At 41.2% G+C, this 21,632-nt stretch carries 19 protein-coding genes; all 19 read left to right on the top strand.

All coding sequences use genetic code 11. The features are described 5' to 3' along the window. Positions 1–31 precede the first annotated feature (31 nt). The 19 genes from QZ334_RS01945 (at position 32) to QZ334_RS01855 (ending at position 21,555) form a co-directional block, all read left to right on the top strand. Entirely contained in the window at positions 32–1,750 is a 1,719-nt protein-coding gene (locus tag QZ334_RS01945) for an FAD-binding protein (RefSeq protein ID WP_119207237.1), read from the top strand. Between the two features lies 1 nt (position 1,751). Continuing rightward, positions 1,752–2,714 carry a succinate dehydrogenase/fumarate reductase iron-sulfur subunit gene (locus QZ334_RS01940; protein WP_060919145.1) on the top strand — a complete coding sequence of 321 codons (963 nt, stop codon included), beginning with the start codon at positions 1,752–1,754 and terminating at the stop codon, positions 2,712–2,714. Further along, positions 2,714–3,589, top strand: coding sequence for a CoB--CoM heterodisulfide reductase iron-sulfur subunit B family protein (locus QZ334_RS01935; protein ID WP_005385098.1), 876 nt, complete (start codon positions 2,714–2,716; stop codon positions 3,587–3,589). The genes QZ334_RS01940 and QZ334_RS01935 overlap by 1 nt, the downstream gene beginning before the upstream one ends. 368 nt (positions 3,590–3,957) lie before the next feature. Beyond that, positions 3,958–4,704 (top strand): hypothetical protein, encoded by a 747-nt coding sequence (locus QZ334_RS01930; RefSeq protein WP_295231492.1) that lies wholly within the window; start codon positions 3,958–3,960, stop codon positions 4,702–4,704. A gap of 333 nt (positions 4,705–5,037) precedes the next feature. Beyond that, on the top strand, positions 5,038–5,244 hold the full coding sequence (locus QZ334_RS01925; protein WP_009352393.1) for a DUF1659 domain-containing protein: 207 nt from the start codon (positions 5,038–5,040) through the stop codon (positions 5,242–5,244). A 253-nt stretch (positions 5,245–5,497) separates the two neighbouring features. Further along, positions 5,498–5,719 carry a DUF2922 domain-containing protein gene (locus QZ334_RS01920; RefSeq protein WP_009352278.1) on the top strand — a complete coding sequence of 74 codons (222 nt, stop codon included), beginning with the start codon at positions 5,498–5,500 and terminating at the stop codon, positions 5,717–5,719. A gap of 161 nt (positions 5,720–5,880) precedes the next feature. After that, positions 5,881–6,468, top strand: coding sequence for a DedA family protein (locus QZ334_RS01915; protein WP_295231490.1), 588 nt, complete (start codon positions 5,881–5,883; stop codon positions 6,466–6,468). A gap of 11 nt (positions 6,469–6,479) precedes the next feature. Next, the gene (locus QZ334_RS01910; RefSeq protein WP_295231487.1) at positions 6,480–8,111 is read left to right on the top strand and encodes an ArnT family glycosyltransferase; all 1,632 of its coding nucleotides are present in this window, start codon (positions 6,480–6,482) and stop codon (positions 8,109–8,111) included. Positions 8,112–8,523: 412 nt separating this feature from the next. Next, positions 8,524–9,477 (top strand): ABC transporter substrate-binding protein, encoded by a 954-nt coding sequence (locus tag QZ334_RS01905; protein WP_295231485.1) that lies wholly within the window; start codon positions 8,524–8,526, stop codon positions 9,475–9,477. Positions 9,478–9,487: 10 nt separating this feature from the next. Further along, positions 9,488–10,240: an ABC transporter permease gene (locus QZ334_RS01900; protein WP_295231484.1), complete on the top strand. Its 753-nt coding sequence runs from the start codon at positions 9,488–9,490 to the stop codon at positions 10,238–10,240. A gap of 11 nt (positions 10,241–10,251) precedes the next feature. Continuing rightward, positions 10,252–11,025 (top strand): ABC transporter ATP-binding protein, encoded by a 774-nt coding sequence (locus QZ334_RS01895; RefSeq protein ID WP_295231482.1) that lies wholly within the window; start codon positions 10,252–10,254, stop codon positions 11,023–11,025. 317 nt (positions 11,026–11,342) lie between these two features. Next, complete coding sequence (locus tag QZ334_RS01890) at positions 11,343–12,134, top strand: uracil-DNA glycosylase (protein ID WP_295231479.1); 792 nt, start codon at positions 11,343–11,345, stop codon at positions 12,132–12,134. A gap of 103 nt (positions 12,135–12,237) precedes the next feature. Then, positions 12,238–13,317, top strand: a complete 1,080-nt coding sequence (locus tag QZ334_RS01885) for a DUF805 domain-containing protein (RefSeq protein WP_295231478.1) — start codon at positions 12,238–12,240, stop codon at positions 13,315–13,317. Positions 13,318–13,708: 391 nt separating this feature from the next. Then, the gene (locus tag QZ334_RS01880) at positions 13,709–15,844 is read left to right on the top strand and encodes a ribonuclease J (protein ID WP_295231475.1); all 2,136 of its coding nucleotides are present in this window, start codon (positions 13,709–13,711) and stop codon (positions 15,842–15,844) included. Positions 15,845–16,040: 196 nt separating this feature from the next. Next, positions 16,041–17,000: a DUF2232 domain-containing protein gene (locus QZ334_RS01875; RefSeq protein WP_295231473.1), complete on the top strand. Its 960-nt coding sequence runs from the start codon at positions 16,041–16,043 to the stop codon at positions 16,998–17,000. A 16-nt stretch (positions 17,001–17,016) separates the two neighbouring features. Then, positions 17,017–19,044, top strand: coding sequence for a DHH family phosphoesterase (locus tag QZ334_RS01870; RefSeq protein ID WP_295231471.1), 2,028 nt, complete (start codon positions 17,017–17,019; stop codon positions 19,042–19,044). Continuing rightward, positions 19,041–19,487, top strand: coding sequence for a 50S ribosomal protein L9 (rplI, locus tag QZ334_RS01865; protein WP_105089868.1), 447 nt, complete (start codon positions 19,041–19,043; stop codon positions 19,485–19,487). The genes QZ334_RS01870 and rplI overlap by 4 nt, the downstream gene beginning before the upstream one ends. A 69-nt stretch (positions 19,488–19,556) precedes the next feature. Then, complete coding sequence (dnaB, locus tag QZ334_RS01860; protein WP_295231498.1) at positions 19,557–20,915, top strand: replicative DNA helicase; 1,359 nt, start codon at positions 19,557–19,559, stop codon at positions 20,913–20,915. A gap of 214 nt (positions 20,916–21,129) precedes the next feature. Beyond that, positions 21,130–21,555 (top strand): hypothetical protein, encoded by a 426-nt coding sequence (locus QZ334_RS01855; RefSeq protein WP_295231468.1) that lies wholly within the window; start codon positions 21,130–21,132, stop codon positions 21,553–21,555. Positions 21,556–21,632 lie beyond the last annotated feature (77 nt).

Below are 21,632 nucleotides of genomic sequence, written 5' to 3'. Positions count from 1 at the left end.
CTTATTAATAGGTAGTTATGAGGAGGTCATTATGGAACAGTTTGATGTTCTAGTAGTAGGTAGCGGTGGTGCTGGTCAACGCGCGGCTCTTGAAGTTGGTCGTCGCAAAGGCTTAAAAGTAGCTCTTATTACTAAAATTTTCCCAACTCGCTCTGCAACAGCAATGGCGCAAGGCGGTGTAAATGCATGTTTGAATAACGTTGCAGCTGAAGATACAATCGAAACTCATACTTTCGATACAGTAAAAGGTTCTGACTATCTTGGCGACCAAGATGCGATCGAATTCTTCTGCTCTCGTTGTCCAGAAGGCGTACTTGAAATGGACCACATGGGTGCTCCATTCTCCCGTACTCAAGAAAACAAAATTGCGCAACGTAACTTCGGTGGTCAATCCTATCCACGTACTTGCTACTCTGCGGATAAAACTGGTCACGTTATTTTGCACACAACTTACGAACAATGCTTGAAAGAAGGCGTACACTTCTTACAAGAATGGTACCTTTTAGATCTTGTTAAATCTGCAGAAGGTCACGTTGGTGGCGCTGTAGTTTGGAACATGAAAGAAGGTCGTGTAGAACAAATTAAAGCAAAAGCTATTATCTTGTCTACTGGTGGTGCAGGCCGTATCTTCTGGACTCGTACTACTAACCCATTCCTTTCCACAGGCGATGGTATGGCAGCAGCGTTCCGCGCTGGTAATGCATTGAAAGATATGGAAATGATCCAATTCCATCCAACTGGTCTTGGTCGTACTGGTATCTTGATGTCCGAAGCGGTTCGTGGTGAAGGTGGTTACCTTCTTAACGCTGAAGGCGAACGTTTCATGAAAAAATATGCGCCTAACAAAATGGAATTAGCATCCCGTGACGTTGTAGCGAAAGCAATCGAAGATGAAATCGCTGCAGGTCGTGGCTTCGGTTCTGGTCTTAACGCATACGTAGTAGCTGACCTTCGTCACTTAGGACCTGAAGTTATCATCGAAAAACTTCATGGTATCCGTGACTTGGCTATGTGCTTCGAACATTGCGATCCATTGACTCAACCAGTACCTATTCGTCCTACATGTCACTATACAATGGGCGGTATCGACGTAGTAGATTACAAAACTTGTGCATGTGAATTGCCTGGTTTGTTCTCCTCCGGCGAAGCTTCTTGTATCTCCATCCATGGTGCTAACCGTTTAGGTGGTAACTCCTTGGCAGACGGCGTAGTATTCGGTAAAGTATCCGGTGCTGGTGCAGCTGACTATGCTGAAACACATGAACAAGTTAACGTAGATGCAGAATTAGCTGCAGCTGCTAAACACTGGGAAGAAAAATTCACTGAAGTAACAACTCGTGAAGGCGGTCGCCCAGTAGTTGAAATCCGCGATGCATTGGCTGATGCAATGTGGAACAAAGTAGGTATCTTCCGTAATGAAGAAGGTATTACTGAAGCATTAAAAGAAATCGATCAATTGATGGAAGATTACAAAACTTGTTATGTAGGTGACCCTGAACGTACTTACAACATGGCATTCGTTAACTATTGTGAAATCGGTTCCATGTTAACAGTAGCTAAAGCTATTGCTATGGGCGCTTTACACCGTCGTGAATCTCGTGGTGCTCATATCCGTGAAGACCATCCAAAACGTAATGATGAAAGATACTTAAAACACTCTTTGATCAAATTGGGTGCTAACGGCGAGTACGAATTGACTGAACGCGACGTAGTGTTCACTAAATACGAACCACAAGAAAGGAAGTACTAAGATGAGACAAATCACCTACCATATTCACCGTTACCAACAAGGTCGCGCGTTTGTACAGACTTTCAAATTCGACTATGAAGCTGACCGTACAATTCTTTGGGGCCTTCAAAAAATTAAAGATACTCAAGATCCAACTTTAACATTCTTGGCAGCTTGCCGTTCCGCAGTTTGCGGCGCTTGCTCCATTCGCGTAAATGGCGAAGCAATGCTTGGTTGCGAAGCTAAAATCGACGAATTAACAGAACGTTATGGTACTGATGAATTGACAATTGCACCTATCGGCAACTTCCGCGTTATCCGTGACTTAGTTGTTGACTGGGAAGCAAAAGTTGATCGTTTGAAAACAGTTGCTCCTTGGATCTTCCTTAAAGCAGAATTCAACGAAGGTGACAAAATCGTTCGCCAAACTCCAGCTGACTTCAAAAAATTCGTTGCTGGTACAGAATGTATCCTTTGTGGTTGCTGCGCATCTGAATGTAACAAATTGACTGCACGTCAAGATGACTTCTTAGAACCATATGTATTCACAAAAGCTAACCGTTTCGTATTGGATAGCCGTGATGATGCTCCTATGGCTCACATTCAACCTGCATTCGACAATGGTCTTTGGAAATGCGTTCACTGCATGAACTGTATCTCCCGTTGTCCTAAACACTTAAAACCTGCTCAAGATATTTCCAACTTGCGTAAAGAAGCTACAAAAGCTGGTCTTACTAACAGCAAAGGCGTTCGCCATGCAGTTGCTTTCAAAGAGGACCTTTACAAAACTGGTCGCTTGAAAGAAGTTTCTATGAGCTTGAAATCTGATGGTGTTGTAGATTCCGCTAAACAAGCATTCTATGCTTTACGTTTGTGGAAACACAGCAAAATCAATCCATTCGAACTTGTAGTACCTCAAAAACCTGTAAATGGTATTGATGGTGTTCGCAGACTTATGAAAGCAGCTGAGGAGGTAAGCAAATAATGAAATACGCATTTTTCCCAGGTTGCGTTCTTGAAAGCGCTGCCAAAGAAGACTACTTAGCAACAGTTGCTGTAGCTAAAAAATTAGGCATCGAGTTGGAAGAACTTGACGGTTGGACTTGCTGCGGCGCGTCCCACGTTCAAGACATCGCTCCAGAAATTACACTTGCTACAAATGCTCGTAACATTGCATTGGCAGAAGAAAAAGGTTTGAACCTTTTAACTGTATGTAACACTTGTACTTTGATGCTTCGTGAAGCTAAAAACGAGCTTGATAACAACGAAAAAGAAAAGAACGAAGTTAACAAAAAATTAGCTCAAATCGGTAAACAATACCGCGGTACAACTGATATTACTCATTTCTTATGGGTATTGATCCGCGATTACGGTTTAGATAAATTGAAAGCTAAAGTTGTTAAACCTTTAACTGGTTTACGTGTAGCTGAATACTATGGTTGCCATATTCTTCGCCCTCAAACTGAATTGGGCTTCGAAGATTATCAAATGCCTACATCCTTAGCAGATTTGATCTCTGCTATCGGTGCTACACCAATCGACTTCTCCCGTAAACTTGATTGCTGCGGTTTCCATGCTGTATACCCTGCACATGATTCCGTAATGCAAATGACTGGCTCCATCAACAAAGATGCAGCTACAGAAGGCGCAGATTGCGTAGTAACTCCTTGCCCACTTTGCCAAATGCAACTTGATATGTTCCAAAAAGAAGCAAAAGAAGTTGTTGGCGGTGGCAAAGACATGCCAATCTTGCACATGTCCCAATTAGTGGGTCTTGCTCTTGGCATCTCCCCTGAAGAAATGGGCATGCCTAAACGTCACTTAACTGATACTGCAGCAGTGACTAAATTCGTTGGTTAATTCGTTTGATTTAGACATGACCTCAGTTGGTCCTCGTACTGTCTTAAATCTAAACCTATTATCATAATTACCAGAAGAACCCCCTAGCTTTGGCTAGGGGGTTTTTCTTTTGATATCACATGATAATTGTAGTATAATAAAAATATTAATTGTATACACTTATATGAGTAACGGCTAATGTGTTGTTACTCTTAATTAATTATAGAGATATATAATCTATTTGAATAAGAATGGATATGAACAAATATGAGGCTATGTGTAATGAGTGCACTTACTTAGCCTGGATGGAGAGTTTTGTATTCAATAATTTAGATTCTGTATAAATGGGAGTATTAGTATTGTAGAGTGTTATACAAAGGGAGGCTATAATGAATGATATGTTATTAGAATATATCGATCGTATGATCGATCAAGAGAAAGACCACCGTGTTTTTTCTGTCGAATTTAATGATAAAACCTATTATGTAAAGCAAGATATCGGTAATCACCGCTCTAGTTGGATTAAACCATCTCCTAGAGCTGCCTTTGATTATGAGTTCTATAAAATATCCTTTATAAATACACAGCTGCCTGTAGCGCCTGTCATAGCTGGATTTAGAGAGCATTACTTTGTTACAGAAGGATCTGGTAAAACATTAACCTATTATAGCGAATTGCCGGCGCAACATCCTGATGATGATAGCTTGCAAGATATGGTGACACATATCTTCTATAGTTTTGGTAAAACATTGGGACAACTCCATGACTATGGTTTATCTCATGGTCGTCCTGCCATGAGAGATATTACCTATGATCCTGATACAGATAAGATTACCTTGCTAGATTGGGAAAACGGCCGTCGTTGGCCTGAATTAACACCGCAAGGTTGGGATCTACTTATCTTTGTTCACAGCTACTTGCGTGAAGATAATTTGCCGATTTCTTACCTATATGCCATGATGAATGGCTATAGCTCTGCTCGTACAGCACGTGATACTGTATTACATGTGAAAGATGTTTTACGTAACCACGAATATCTCTTTAAATTCTGTCGCATGTTAAATCCGTTACACTTTGTGGATACAGAAGCAGCTGTTAAAGCCTATGACTTCATGTTAGCCTTGAAAACCGAATAGTGTTGAACTTAAGCGTTTTAACATACCAGTACTATTGCTAATGGTGCTTTATAGTGTTTATAGACCTTTACGGTTCCTAGTTATATATCTAGGAATAGTAAAGGTCTTTTTGTATTTATTTAACCTTATTGTTTTAATCCTGCTATAAGGTTAATGAAATCTATTAGTTACTTTTGAAGTTATATAGCTGTTATAAGAAGTATGTAGTTACCGTCATAAGTACTTAGTTAGGGCCGTAGTTCTCTGACTTTCACAATGATTACCGTAATTACTCTAGAGGGGGTTGTCGAGAGGGACCCTCAGGAATATAAGAGGGTGAAAGGAGGTGATACGATGGCTAACATTAAACGCACAAAATTGGTATTGCGTTTTAACATCGGCACCGAAGATGCGCCGAAGTACAAAGACGTAACCTATACTCGTGTTGCAGAAGAAGCGTCCGACGATAATGTGAAAACCGTTGGTAATGCGCTGGCAGCCTTGTATGACCACAGCTTGTCCGATGTGGTCCGCGTCAATGAAGTATCTTTAGGACATTAATCAAGATGATTAAATTACTTTTGTAGGTGATCCAAACACATCCTTATTGCTGATTTTATATACCTATAAATAGTCGTAACAAGGTATAGAAATCGCAAGTCCACACATTCCCATCCTTATTGATATGAATTATAGATAGATATATTTAATCTAAGTGTAATTTGTGTAATTACAGAATTGCAGAGTTACAGAAATCATCCTATTCTATCTAAATTCGAGAACTTGTTTATGAAACGTGAAAGGAGGCGCCCACATGGCGGAAAAACGCGTTGTATATCTTACATTTTCTACGGTCGGTGGTAAAAGCACATCAGTCACAATTAGTGCTCCTCGTGCTGGAATTACTTTACAAGATGCTAAAACAGCGGCTAATGCGCTAGTAGCGAACAAAGTAATCCTTGGTTCTGGTGATGCAGAACTAGCGGCATTTACTACGGCTCGTGAAGTAACAACTCAAACTACTGAATTGCAATAATCGTATACAGTTAAATGGTAAAAAGGCTTTCACCTGTGGTGAGGGCCTTTTTATTATGGTAAAATATAAGGTATACCGAATAGGTATGGTAATGATGAAAATACTATGCCCAAAAATTTGTGCATAATGGACCCATATGGGGATTTAAAAGGGGTAAAACAGTGGAATATATTATTTCGTTCATGGAAACGTATGGCTATGCAGCCATGTTTATTGCAATGGTTTTGGAAAATGCTAACATTCCTATTCCTAGTGAAATCGTCTTAGGTTTTGCAGGATATCTGATTGCTCAGGGCGTATTTGATTTACATACGACTATGGTTGTAGGTATTTTAGCAGGCATTGTAGGCTCTATCGTATCCTACTGGATGGGTGAGTATGGCGGACGTCCACTCCTTTTGAAATACGGTAAATACATATTCTTTAATGAACATAAATTTGAGCTAGCTGAAAAGATGTTTAATAAATATGGTGGGGCTGCGGTATTCTTTGGCCGTTTGTTGCCAGGTGTTCGTACATTTATTTCCTTCCCAGCTGGCATGGCTCGCTACCCTATGTGGCATTTTGTCATTTGGACAGTACTCGGTACGATTCCTTGGACTATCCTTCTCGTTTATTTAGGCAAAGTGCTCGGTGAAAATTGGAAGGATCTAATCCAATACAATCATGAGTTCTTGATTATTATGGTTGTTGTATTCGTTATTATAGCGGCTGTGTTGGGCTTTAAATACTATCGCAATCGCCGATAAGGAGGCCCTTTATGAAACTTTCACGATTAACACCAGTCGTATTCATTGTATGGCTCGTTTTTTATTTGTTTGGCAATAATATGTTGCCTGTTACCGATCCTGTTGAATCCAACTATGCGTTAACTGCTAAAGAAATGGTTCTCTCTGGGGATTGGTTGTCGCCGCAAATTTATGGTACCTATTGGTACGATAAACCAATTATGATTTATTGGCTCATCGCTCTTGGATTTAAAATCTTTGGTATCGCTGATTGGGTAGTTCGTTTACCAAGTGCTATCTTTGGTGCCTTGTCAGTGGCAACAATGTATCAATCGATGCGTACTATGAGCGGTAAGTGGGCCCTTGGCTTAATAGGGGCCTCTGTACTCGGCACCTCTCTCATGTTCTGGACCGTAGCTCATGGCGTTATTACGGACATGGTACTGTTGTATACGACGATCATGGTTATGATCTATTCCTATAAGGGGATGGTGGAACAGAAACCACATGCTATGATTGTGGCCTATATCTTTGCGGCCCTTGGGGTGCTCACAAAGGGGCCCGTTGCACTTGTTTTGCCGGGCATGATTTTGCTCGTCTTTGCCGGTATCAATCGCTCTTGGTCGATGGTGAAAGCTATCTTTGACTGGCGAGGCATCCTTGCCTTTTGTGTAGTCTGCTTGCCGTGGTATGTGTATATGTACAGCGTTCACGGTCAAGACTTCATCAATGGCTTCTTAGGGCTACACAATGTAACACGGGCCACACAATCTGAACACCCTGAAGATAATGTGTGGTGGTATTATATCGCCATCTTCCTAGGTGCTTCTCTGCCGTGGACCGGTGCCGTTATTTATGGTATTATCGATGGCTTTAAACAACGACATACCGGTTTTATCTATAATATGACTTGGGGCGTAGGCATTCTTTTATTCTATACCTTAATGGCTACAAAATATCCTTTATATACATTCGTCAGCTTAGTTCCATTTAGTGCTATTGGTGCTATGGGCGTTATGAAGATCATACGTAAAGGTAAATCTAGAGCTATAAAATGGGTTATTATGGGGCCTACATTACTCTTATGGATCGCTTACGTTGCGGGCTCATTCTTCGCACCGTGGGGCTTCTATTTCTTGCTCTATGTTGTGGTGGCTGTAGCCGTACTCCTTTTATTCCACGCATGGTATACGAAAAAAGGGTATCGCCTTGTTAGTATTATTGTCCTAGGTACTATGGTTATTTCCTCCATCGTTGTTGTGGAAGGTTTAGAACCATTTGTAAAACAGCGTAGTAATATTGATGTAGTGCCTGTTGTAGACTCTTATGATGGTGATATCTATTACTACAACGGGTATAGTACAGCTGCTGTATACTATACAGGTCATAAGATTATTAAGATTAACGGTGATGAAAGTCGCTGGGATGATCGGGATAAGTTGAAAAAGCGCAGTGCTGAATGGTCCAAGAAATATCTTATGGAACAAGTTAACGAAGAGGAGTTTAACAAGATTATCGCATCTGGTAAACCTGTGATGTTAATCGTTCCAAAAGGAGAGATTAAGCACTTCCGTCAATCTTCTATTTATCCAAATGTATCTGAATCTAGCGAAGCAGGTACATCCGAGGTATATGTATTAAATAAAAAGACTTTTTTCAAGTAAATATATACATATGCGATATCAGTAAATATATAGAGTATAACTAAATATATATGAAATAACTTAATTCAATGTGTGAATAGACGCATATAGAAACAGGTAGTATCTGATGGATACTACCTGTTTTGTATTTCGTGAGTATCTTTTGTTTGTTTTGCCACTAGCTAGTAGCTACTATGCTTATTATTATATGTGTAGTGGAGTGCCTATATTGATACTTTTCGCGCCTAAATAATAATACCTACAATATTACTGTGTTTTATTGACAGAATTAATACATATTGTTATAGTAGGGTATAAATAAAGTTTGAAAACGAGGTGTTCTAAAACCATATTTCATCTAGGTTTTAGAAATGTGCGAAAAATGACATGTGTCAAAAACGCCCTTTGTTATGAGGTAGAAAGAGGGGAAGTTATGAAGAAGACTTGGTATCTAATCATCGGAGTGGTTCTCTTGGTTATTGGCTGCATAGCCTATGGTTATTATGAACACCATAAACCAAAGACGGCACAAGAATTAAAGACTGTACGCGTAGCCTATTTACCAATTACTCATGCATTGCCAGTATTCGCTACAAAAGAGTTGGAAACGGCAGATGGTCCTGTACATGTAGAGCTTGTTAAATATGGATCTTGGCCAGAGCTTATGGATGCGTTAAATACTGGTAAGGTAGATGCCGCAGCTGTTCTTGTTGAACTTGGTGTAAAGGCTCGTGAACAAGGCATTGATGTTCGTGCTGCTGCTCTTGGTCATACAGAGGGTAATATTATCATCGTCAATAAGGATATTAACTCCGTCCGAGACTTAAAAGGCAAATCCTTTGCTATCCCTCATAAACAATCTACTCAAAAAGTTCTCGTGGATTGCATGCTTGAAGAAGCGGGTCTTTCTGAAAAAGATGTACAAATCGTAGAAATGAGCCCTCCAGAAATGCCTTCTGCTCTATCGGTAGGACAAATTGCTGGGTATAGTGTTGCCGAACCATTTGGTTCTCTAGCCATTGAAATGGGAACTGGGAAGGTCTTCGAAGATCCTGACCATCTCTGGCATGATAATATTTGCTGTGCTCTTGTGTTTAATGGTCAATTCGTCGATGAACATCATGACTTGGCAAAAGCTTTCACAAAAGCCTATCTCGATGCAGGTGAATACCTAGATGAGCATCCAAAGGCACAAGAGGAGATTTCCTTAAAGTACATGAAGTTTAATGACCCAGTTATTGAACGTTCCCTCAAGGTGATTGGGTTTAAAGACTTAGCCCTTACAGAGGACCGTTATAATGCGCTTGTGCATCACATGACACATATTGATTTAATCAAAAAAGTGCCGGCCTATTCAGAGTTTGTAGATCAATCATTGTTACCATAGGAGGGGGACCATGAAGAAATATACATATGTGCCAGGTTCATTTATCGCAGCTTGGCTAATTTGGGAGTTAATCGTTTGCCTCGGCGGTTTTAATGAAGCGCTATTTCCAACGCCATATAAGGTATTACTCGGATTTGGAGAACTTATAGGCGACGGTGTTCTTTTTAAAGATATTGCAGATAGTTTAGTGCGTTTCTTTATCGGCTATCTTATTTCTGTTGTAGCTGGCGTATTTTTCGGCCTTATCTTGGGCTGGTACAAGGGGATTTGGAACTACATCAATCCAATCGTTCAAGTCATTCGACCAATTTCTCCTGTGGCGTGGTTGCCGTTTATCGTTCTCTTCTTCGGTATCGGCCAAGCACCAGCTATCGTTATCATCTTTATCGCAGCATTCTTCCCGGTGCTATTGTCCACCGTGTCTGCTATTCAAAATATTGACCCTGTGTACATCAAGGTAGCGCGCAACTTTGGTATTAAACAGCCAGAACTGTTATTTAAAATCGTATTACCTGCCGTATTCCCTGGTATTGCATCCGGTCTTCACATCGCCCTTGGTACGGCGTGGATTTTCCTTGTAACAGGGGAAATGGTAGGCTCCCAAACAGGCCTTGGCTTCCTCATTATCGATATGAGAAATAACTTGCGTAACGATCTCTTGATGGTAGCCATCTTGACCATCGGTTTCGTTGGGCTTTTACTCGATTGGGGCGTATCCCTCATCGAAAAATGGATTTACAAACGTTGGGGTATTGAGAAATAGGAGGTGGCCTCATGGGTTACATTTCGGTGCGCAATGCACACAAGAAATTTATGAAAGATGGGGAACCACTCACCATTCTTGAAGATATTAATTTAGACATTGAAAAAGGCGAGTTTATTTGCCTCTTAGGTCCTTCTGGTTCTGGTAAAAGTACGCTATTAAATGCTATGGCAGGCTTTGAGCTCGTTACATCTGGTTCTATTACTATCGACGGCGAAGAGGTGAAAGCCCCTCAGCTCAGATATGTAACAGTATTCCAAAACTATGGCTTGTTGCCATGGCGTACAGTAGAAAGCAATATTGAGCTTGGCCTTGAAAGTAAAAAGGTACCTAAAGAGGAACGTCCTGCTATTATCGATAAATACGTTAAGATGGTAGGTCTCGACCATGCCCGTAATCGCTATCCTGCAGAACTATCTGGGGGCATGCAACAACGTGTATCCATCGCTCGTGCACTAGCTGTTGATCCAGATATTATCTTCATGGACGAACCATTAGGCGCACTTGATGCACTAACACGTATCAACTTGCAAGACGAAATCTCTCGTATCTGCCGTGAAGAAGGCAAGACGGTTGTATTCGTTACCCACGACATTGAAGAAGCCGTAGTTCTAGCGGACCGCGTTGTAGTACTAGCAGCAAACCCAGGTCGAGTACAAACTATTATCCCTGTAAACATCATCGACAGAACCGACCGTACATCACCGAACTTTGTTAATATACGGAACCACATTTTCGAACAATTCCAATTGGCAAAAGAAGACAAAATCGAGTTCTATATTTAATTGTTATGGTGTATACTATAAAAAGCTAAAGATTGTAAGTGCTCCACTGAGTGCACAAAAGAAACCACCTAGGGACTACGACATACCTAGGTGGTTTCTTTAATTATAATGGACAAAATTCTAAAATAATGTATACTATAAGTAGCTGAAGGATTATAAGAATTCACTGTTAGCACAAAAAAAACTCCCTCAAGAACCGCGAAATACTTGAGGGAGTTTTTTATTGCTTATTTTATGTTTCTTATGCAATTCGTGTAATTATCATGTATAGTAGATATATATCGGTAATAACATATGAAATTTAAATTGGAGGCTGTATGTCTTTATTTGAGTTAGAGAAGAGCATGTCTTTTGATGAATATATAGCGTCCTTTGATACAGAGCGTGTAGAGAAGGTGCGCGGTTTTGTAGATTGGCTTGCTCAGTATCAAGGTAGTCTTGTTCATAATCCTTGGGGCGAGGTAAATCCCTATTTAGAAATCGTTGCAGAGGGTTTTGATGCGGCCCAAGTGCGTCGAGATAATTTAGTAGCCTATTTATTGCCACGCTTAGGTCGAGCTAAGGTCTTTGTAGTGGCTGAGGCTGTAGGGTATCAAGGGGGACGCTTCACAGGTATTGCTATTACTTGTGAGAGAATGCTATTAGATAAGCACAAAACCATTCGTGCGAAGGATGTCACGACTATTCGATTGGAACGCACTAGTTCTCCTACTAGTTCTTTATTGAAAGGGACACAGCAGAAGGATGGCTTTAATGAACCTACTGATACGGTGGTGTGGAGTGCTATCGTAGAAAAAGGCATTGATCCGTATGACACGTTGTTGTGGAATATATTCCCGTTTCACCCACATAAGGATGGAAATCCGTTGACGAACCGCACACCTACGGATAGAGAACAACAATTGGGGTGGGAGTACACAAAACGCTTGTTAGATTTACATCTAGAGCTAGGCGGTATAGAACCTCTTATGCTCGCAGTAGGGCAAAAGTCTGCTGATACAATGGGCAAATTTGGACTGTCTGCTATTGGCTTGCGCCACCCTGCAAACGGTGGAGCTAATTTATACCGGCAAGGGTTCGCTGAGGCTGTAGATACTTATTTAAGATAATATAGTTTGATAAGTTCTTAAGTATTCAAGAGTTTGAGCTTTTAAGAGAACATTTTGGAGAGAGCTTTTAAGAGCATGTTTAGAGAGTTTTGGAGAGAAGTTTATGAAACGTTATTGTGATGCTTGCCGTCATTATTGTGATGAGGCGGCTATGTTTTGTCCTACTTGTGGACAGTATACGGTGGCCACAGAGGTGGAGCGCATTGCACCAGAAGGTGATGTCATCTATCCGTTGTCTCATTATCAGCTAAGCTATAAGGATACATTCCTCTATGTAATGGGGAAAAAGTTCATGGATACGGATGGACGTGCCTCTCGTAGAGAGTTTTTCCAGTTTCTATTGTTGTGGCATATTGCTATTGTCGGCTTGCTAGCAGTATTTTATGGCTTAACAGCCATATTCCATACGGGTCCATATCTAATCGGATTAGCAGGTCTTATCGTTGCCATACTCAGCTTAGTATCCTTGATGCCTTTAGCTGCGTTATCTGTACGACGTCTTCATGATACGGGTAAAAGTAGTGCTACATTGCTGTTATTTCTAATTCCCTTTGTAGGGCCACTGATCGTATTAGGCTTATTATGCTTAAAAGGTCAGCCTCAAGATAATCAATACGGTAGTGCGTTGCAGCATCTTGTTATAGACAAGCGATTGGCGTCTATTATGAAAGTATCTCCTACGAGTAGTGCTTTAACTACACGTGTTCTAGTGGGATTACTTGTTATAGTAATCTGTGTGTTTGGCGCATCTTTACGTGCGATGGGCCCAGCTAATGAAGTATTCCCTGACGGATGGCTTACAAACTCTATCGTTGGTGAAGGCAGTGCGGAAGCAGCGCGAGCTTCTGTGCAAAATTATTTTGATGCCGTAAATAACAAGGATTATGATAAGGCTTTCACCTATATCATGAGCCAAGCTAGTACAAATCCAGTGGAGAAGCAAAAATGGCTAGAGTCCATGAAACAGGCGCCAAAGGTGGATGTAGTATCCCTAGGTGTTTCACGGGTGAGTCGCACAGGGGATTTGAAACGCATTGTCTTTGATGCAAACCTACAAACCACAAAGGTTGGCGCTGGTGTTGTAGAATCAACGCCGATGAAGCGCTATATTTCTGTCATTGAAGAGAATGGCGTGTGGCGTATCGAAGGATTTTACAAAACTATGCCCGATGATGACAAATAGAATATGATATATCTAAATAGCGTTAACATGGGGGCTACCCTCTTTTGTTAACGCTATTTTTATGTTACAATAGACATAACGTATGAAAGCGAGGCTTTCATCAAAATCGATCGGATTATATTGCGAAACTCATTAGATTGGAACGAAGAGAACGTACCCGTCGCGGCTGACATGTCTAATGATGGCAATATACTCATTTGCTATGGCAAATGGTCACAACAACACTAGGAACGGCAAAAATTGATAGCGCATTTTTGCGCCCATTTGACGAGACGCTAGTATTTTAGCGCCTTTTTCTTTGTGTGGCCTCCATAGCATAGATCAATTCAAGTGATAGGTGAGAAAAGAAACTATGTTAAATAAAATAATGAACAAAATTTTAGGAGGAACTGTGAATACAACAGATAATCAGGTTACTGCACAAGTGAAAGCAGAACCAACAGTAGCAAAAACTGCTACTCGTACAGCTGCGGCTGAAGGCGAACATAAACAAACTCGCCGCCGTACTAATACACGTCGTCCTGCTGGCGAAGGTCGTACTCGTCAACATGCAGCAGGTGAAGGCGAAGGCACAACACGCCAACGCCGTACAAATACTCGTTCAAATGCAAATGGTGGTCGTACTAATACGACACGCCGTACAAATACTCGTCGCAATGCTGAGCAAGGTGAAGGTCAGGAACGTACAGAACGTAAACCTCGCCAAACTCGTGCACCACGTGGTGAACGTAGTGAAAATACACGCAATACGAGAACTAATAATGGTCGCAATGGTCAAAACCGTAACAACAACCGTCCAAATAATCGTTCCACAAACCGCAACAATCAAGAGGCTCCTGTGGAATTAGTAGGTCGTACACCAAATGGCGCTAACAAGGGTAAATTCCAAATTATTCCGTTAGGTGGCCTTGGTGAAATCGGTAAAAATATGACCATCTTCCAATATGAAGATGAAATCATCGTTCTTGATGCGGGTCTTGCGTTCCCTAGTGAAGATATGCTTGGCGTAGATATCGTTATTCCTGACATGAGCTATATCATTGAGAATAAGGATCGCGTAAAAGCAGTCGTTATCACGCATGGTCACGAGGACCATATCGGTTCCTTGGCGTACCTTATGAAGGAAATCAATTGCCCAGTATATGCAACAAACCTCGTTTGTGGTTTGATTGAAGGCAAGTTCAAAGAACATAAAGTATCTCCAAAATGTCTTCGTACTATTGCAGCAGGCGATGAAGTTCAAATTGGTCAAGTTAAGGTTGGCTTTATCCAAACAAACCACTCCATTCCTGACTCCTGTGCTGTGTACTTTGATACACCAATCGGTACTGTACTTCACACAGGTGACTTTAAAATCGACCAAACCCCAGTTGATGGCCGTTTGATGGATATGCACAAATTTGCTGAGCTTGGTAACAAAGGCGTATTAGCGTTGATGTCCGACTCTACAAACGTAGAAAAACCAGGTACTACAGGCTCTGAAAGCTCCGTAGGTCCTGCTATTAAACAAGCTGTAGGCGAAGCGAAAGGCCGCGTTGTATTGGCTACATTCGCATCTAACGTATCCCGTATTCAACAAGCTATTGATGCGGCAGTTATGTATAACCGTAAGGTTGTCGTTATGGGCCGCAGCATGGTAAATGTTACAGAAATCGCTCAAGAACGCGGTTACTTGAACATTCCACCAAATACAATCATCGACGTAGATGTAATGCATAACTACACGGATGATCAAATCATGATCTTAACAACAGGCTCTCAAGGTGAACCGATGGCAGGCTTGTCCCGTATGGCTACTAGCAATCACCGTACTGTAGAATTGGCACCGAATGATACTGTTATCATCTCTGCTACACCAATTCCTGGTAACGAAGGTGCTGTAGGTAGAACTATCGATAACTTGCTTCGCCTAGGTTGCCACGTAGTATACGGTAAAGATCGTGGTATCCACGTATCTGGTCATGCGAGCCAAGAAGAGCTTAAAACAATGCTTAACCTTGTTCGTCCAGAATACTTCATCCCAGTTCATGGTGAGTACCGTATGTTGCGCCGTCATGGTGAACTTGGTGTTGCTATGGGCGTAGATCCTAAGAAAGTCCTTATCGGCGACAATGGTCAAATCTTTGAGTTCGATAAAGATGGTGGTCGTAAAGCCGGTCGTGTACAAGCTGGCGCTATCTTCGTAGATGGCCTTGGCGTTGGTGACGTAGGTAACATCGTAATCCGCGACCGTCAACAATTGGCTCAAGAAGGTATGGTTATCGTTGTTATGGCGATGGACAAAGCTTCTGGTACAATCGTAGCTGGTCCAGACCTCGTGTCTCGTGGCTTCGTATACGTACGCGATGCAGAAGAACTTATGATTGCTGCAGAACACCGCGTAGACCAAGTCCTTGAAGAATGCGAAATGCAACGCATCAAAGATTGGACTACTATTAAGCAAAACGTACGTGACGCGTTGGGTAAATTCTTCTATGATAAAACTCGCCGTCGTCCTATGATCTTGCCGATTATTCAAGACGTATAATCAAATACAATATATGAAAGTACCGCACCTCATGGTGTGGTACTTTTAACATGTTAAAAGGAACCTTTTAAATCTACCATAAATAGCGGTGCTATCGCATTTATCTACTACATAGGGTATTTGAAGTTACCTTTTTAAACTGTTATAATTAAAAGATACCAATTAATCTATCTTCTTTTAGTTAGAATGGAGATTTATGAAACAAACAAATACAAGAGCGATGGTAGAAACAGGATTTGTATCAACCATCGTTGCTATGTTGACTATAATTGGGGCAGTCATGCCGTTTTCAGCTTTTTTAGCAACTATGGTAGCTCCAGCAGGTATTTCTATCATTGGTATCCGTTGGGGTAGTAGATATAGCTGTACTTCCTCGGTAGTAGCCTTTATGTTAGTAACACTCTTTCTTGGTCCATTAATTGCTATGTCTACAGTTTTAGTATATTCATTGCCGAGTATATTTTTGGGGGAAGCTTTTAGAGCAAACTGGTCTTTTAGAAAGTTAATATTAGTGCCTGCTGCTGTATTGCTTGGTATGGGCCTCTTACAGTTGATGATTGCTAATAGTTTTGCATCTGTAGATTTTATTAGCCTAGGACAAAATGTAAATAATGAGTTAAAAGAAGCTATGATTGAGTCTGTACGACAACAATCAGTACCGCAAGAACAGATTGATACTATGATTCAGCAACTTAATTATTCATTTGCTCAAGCAGAACGTATGATGTTATCATTGTGGTTCTGTGCATGCTCTATCATAACGTATATTATGGCTAAACTAGTATCTTATATTGGTCGTCGAACTAATACAGTTCATAGAGAATTACCTCCTATGGCTACCTGGCGTATGCCGATTTGGGGTGCTGGTGTTCTAGCTATAGGGATTATTATTGTTTATGGCTTATCCTATATTGGATATGATAATAGTTTACTTAAAGATATTGGAGTGAATATTGCTTTTGTGGGGGCTTTCATTTGCTTAGTTAATGGTATTACCTGTTTAATGGCAGTTATGAAAACCTATGGAGTAAGTGGATTCTTTCAATTTATAATTCTTTTCTTCTTATATATAATGAGTCCATATGGTCTTGTTTTCTATGGTATTATTGATATGTTTTTAGATATGCGAGCGCGTTTCCAAAAACGCAGCTTGTAAGAGAAAGGAGGCCGTTATGAAATCCTTTCAACGAAAATGGGAAGGTTTAGAAGTTACCATTATTACCGTTATCGTATTGTTGTTATTATTGCTGGCCTATTTGAACTGGGCTATTGCAGTTTTAGCATTAATTATCGTAGTAGCGGCATATTTGGTTAACTACAATACCCTTCATAACCGGCGTCGTTTAGCAAGAGAACAGTTTGGGGCGATGATGAAAAACGTCACACAAGCTTCTAACTTTGCTTTACAAAATTTACCGATGGGCATTGTTCTTGTTAATAAACAAGGCACCTTGGTATGGAATAATAGCGTCTTTGCAGACTGGGTTACAGTAGACTGGAATAAACTTCAAAAAATGTCTGCTCTATTGCCTGGCTTCCGTATCGATAAAATCTGGGGTAAATCCGGATATATGACAGAGAAATATGATGAAAGATATTTCCAAATTATCTATAAATTCATCGATCCTCGCGATACGCGACCAGATATTCATAGTGAAGATGAATTGGCTGAACATGCAGTCATGGCTCTGTACTTTAAGGACATTACGGCTCTCGAAAAGGCCCGTATTAAAGCTGAAGAGGATCAGCCTGTATGGGGCATGATTCAAATCGATAATCTCGAAGAATTGACAAAAGGTCTTAGTGACCGCGAGTATACTAGCGTTTGGGCAGATATTAACAATATCATTATGGATGAAATTGACCGTTATGAAGGCTTTATTCGCAACTTCCAAGACGATATGTATACCTTTGCTATTTCTCGTGGCGCCCTTCATGAGATGGAGGAAAATGGCTTTAAAGTGCTTGAACGCATTCGTAAATTGCCTTCTCCTCGTCAAGTGCCAGCTACGATTTCTGTAGGGATTAGCGAGAATGTAGGCTCTGTAAAAGAGGTGTCTAGTCGTGCTCGTGCTGCCTTAGATATTGCATTAGGTCGCGGTGGTGACCAAGTGTGTATTATGGATGGTGAAAGCACCCGCTTCTTTGGTGGCAATACAGCTGGCGTTGAGAAGAATACACGTGTTCGTGCTCGTGTAGTATCGCAAGCCTTACACGAACTTATGCTTGATTCCGATAAAATCCTTGTAATGGGCCACAAACGTGAAGACTACGATGCATTAGGTGGTATTATCGGTGTTGTAGCTATTGCACGGACTTTGGGCAAAGAATTGCGCATTGTGCTTTCAAAAGAAACGAGCGCCATCGATAAAATGGTGACTGTTCTTAAAGAAGATGAGTTCTGGACGGAACATATTATCACCCCTGATGCAGCAAAAGCGTGGGTAGATGCGAATACGCTCACTATCGTATGTGATACGCATCGTCAGGAAATGGTAGCCGCTCAAGAGGCGCTTGAAATCTCTGAGCGACGCATCGTTATCGATCATCACCGTCGTGCAGCGGACTTTGTAGAAAATCCATTGCTTACGTACTTGGAACCAACTGCGTCATCTACATCTGAGCTCGTAACAGAGCTTGTACAATATGCAGGTGGTGGCGTAAAACTTTCAAAAGCTGAAGCTACAGGTATTTATGCAGGTATCGTATTAGATACGAAGAACTTTGTTCAACAAACTGGTGCTCGTACCTTCGAAGCGGCAGCATTCTTACGCCGTGCAGGGGCGGATATTGAAAAGGTTAAACAATTATTTATTGAAACCTTCGATTCCATCCAATTGCGTGCTAAAATGGTATTTGAAGCCAGTCGAACTGAAGGGATTGCTATTTCCGTAGCACCTGAAGGTTTGAAGGATATGATGGCATTAGCTGCACAAAGTGCGGACATGCTCATTAGTAATGAAGATATTGAAGCAGCCTTTGTACTTTACTCCTTGAACGACGGCGGTATCGGTGTTAGTGCTCGATCCAAAGGCAAGGTAAACGTACAGGTTGTAATGGAAGCCTTGGGTGGCGGCGGTCACAGAACTGTGGCTGGGGCCCAATTACAAGGTATGACGATAGAGGAAGCGAAGAAGGCTATCTTAGAGCATGCTCTTGAAGCCCTTCATTCCGCTGAGAAAGAGGAGGAAGAACAATGAAAGTAGTATTGTTAGAAGACGTTAAAAAGGTTGGTAAAAAAGGCGAAATCGTTGAAGTTAGCGATGCATATGGCCGTAATGTATTGATCAAAAAAGGTCTTGGCCTTGAAGGTACAGCAACTAACGTAAATAATGCGAAACAAAAACAAGAATCCATTGCTCACCACAAAGTTGTAGCGAATGATGAAGCTAAAATCTTGGCAGCTCAATTGGCTAAGGTTGAAGTAACTGTAAAAGTTCGCATGGGTGAAGAAGGCCGTGTATTTGGTTCCGTTACTGCAAAAGATATTTCCGATGCAGCTAAAGCTCAATACAAAGTAGATATCGATAAAAAGAAAATCGAAATCAAAGAACCATTGAAAACATTAGGCGTACATGACGTACTCGTTCGTGTTCATCCTGAGATTACAAGTACTATCAAGGTTAACGTAGTAGCTGAATAATAGTGTTCACCATGCTCTTTGAGTATGGTGAATTCTTTTATCCATAGTGGTTTTGTAAAGGGGATTATCATGGATGTACGCATTCCACCGCATAATCTAGATGCGGAAAAGGCCGTTTTGGGGGCTTTATTAACGAATGGATCCAACTCGGGCGCTGTTGTTGATACAGTGACGAGTATTCTAAAATCTGAAGATTTTTATCGAGATGCGCATCGTATTATTTATGATGCCATCTTAGAAATCGTGCATGCTAACAAGACGGCAGACTTCATCACCGTAGGTGAAGAATTAGACCGTCGCAAGCGACTCGATGCGGTAGGTGGCCTTGCTTATATTACATCTCTTGCCAATGAATCGGTGTCCTACAATGTAGAGGAACATGCGAAGATTATTAGCGAGAAAGCTCAGTTGCGCCGCCTTATCGATGCAGGGAATAAAATCGTAGGCATGACGTACGCTGGCGAAGATGAGCCAACGGCTATCCTCAACAAGGCAGAGCAAATGGTACTAGACGTAAGTGGTCAAACGCAGTCTGAATCTTCCTTTGCTCCCATTAGTGAGATAGTATTATCTAACTTAGATAAATTGAACGCATTACAACAGCATGATGGCGCCATTACAGGCGTGCCAACAGGCTTTAAAGATGTGGACCATGTCTTTAATGGGTTGCAAAAATCTGACCTCATCCTCGTAGCAGCTCGTCCTGCGATGGGGAAAACTGCTTTCACCTTGAACATCGCTCAAAATGTAACAATGTTATACGACAAGACGGTAGCGTTCTTCTCCCTAGAAATGGGTAAGGAACAGCTCGTTGCTCGTATTCTGTCCTCTGTGGCGGGCGTGAGCTCTGAAAAATTGCGCCGTGCGAACATGGATCCTACTGACTGGGAAAAGGTTATCGCTGCAGCGGATCGCATGAGCAAATCTAAGCTCTTTATTGATGATACGCCAGGTCTTACCGTACAAGATATGCGATCTAAATTGCGCCGTCTTAAGGTGGAACATGGTCTTGATCTCGTTATCGTCGACTATATTCAGTTGATGCAAGGCCGTAACTCCGGCAAGGGCAGCGAGAACCGTCAACAAGAGGTATCTGAAATCTCTCGTAACCTCAAATTGATTGCCCGTGAGTTCAATGTGCCTCTCATTGCCTTGTCTCAGTTGTCTCGTAGTGTTGAAAGCAGACCAGATAAACGGCCTGTGCTTTCTGACCTTCGTGAATCTGGTTCCCTTGAACAAGATGCGGATATCGTTATCTTCTTGTACCGCGATAAATATTACGATGAAAACTCCGAAAAAGGGGACAATGCAGAAGTCCTCATTCGTAAACACCGTAATGGTTCCGTCGGTACCGTGGAACTCCAATTCATTGGGGAATTAACCCAATTTAGAGACGTGGAATTCCGAGACATGGGGCCGGAACAATAATGAAAACTATCGTGGGGTGCCTATATTGATGGGGCCCGACTTTATTTCGACAACTTAGTTACAAAAAAGCACCACCTATCTCGTGGCTCCAAACGACACGTAAGTCGCCCCTCGATAGGTGGTGCTCTTTTTGTATTACATTAGCAAAATAAGTCCCATCAATATATAATAGAACTAGATAGTTTTCAGTGTATTGCTGGGAAAGGAGCGCGTGATGGATAGCGGCTTAGAGTTTTTTGTATTTTACTTCTGGGGTGTGGCTCTTTGGTTAATACTTAGTGGGTTGTATTTAATTATCAAACGATTTGTATTACGTCGCAATGGAACTCCAGTAACGATTGTGTCTATACTTCCACGAGTTATAAAGGAAATACCATTAGCTCGTGGTATGGATAAATATATTTATGGTTATGATATTAAGTATATCTTGAATGGTGAGACTCATACTGCTGAAAGTGTAGAGTTTTATATTCCTTTTGGACCAATCGGTGGACCTGTAGTTCTATTTAGTCCGACAGGTGTGCTTGCAAAAAATGGAGAAGTAAGTATAGATAATGTAAGGATAACTATTGTGTATGGCCTTGTTTCAATTGTATTAGGAATAGGGGTATTTTTGGGGATGTTGGATTTTGTTAGATAGAAATAAATAGCTATATTTAATAATGTGTTAAATACATAGGCATCTAACATTAGATTATATATCTAGTGTTAGGTGCT

The sequence above is a fragment of the Veillonella sp. genome, assembly GCF_019414865.1.
GTDB lineage: Bacteria > Bacillota > Negativicutes > Veillonellales > Veillonellaceae > Veillonella.
Note: the sequence above shows the minus strand (reverse complement) of the source record. Positions and strands in the feature narration are given on the sequence as shown.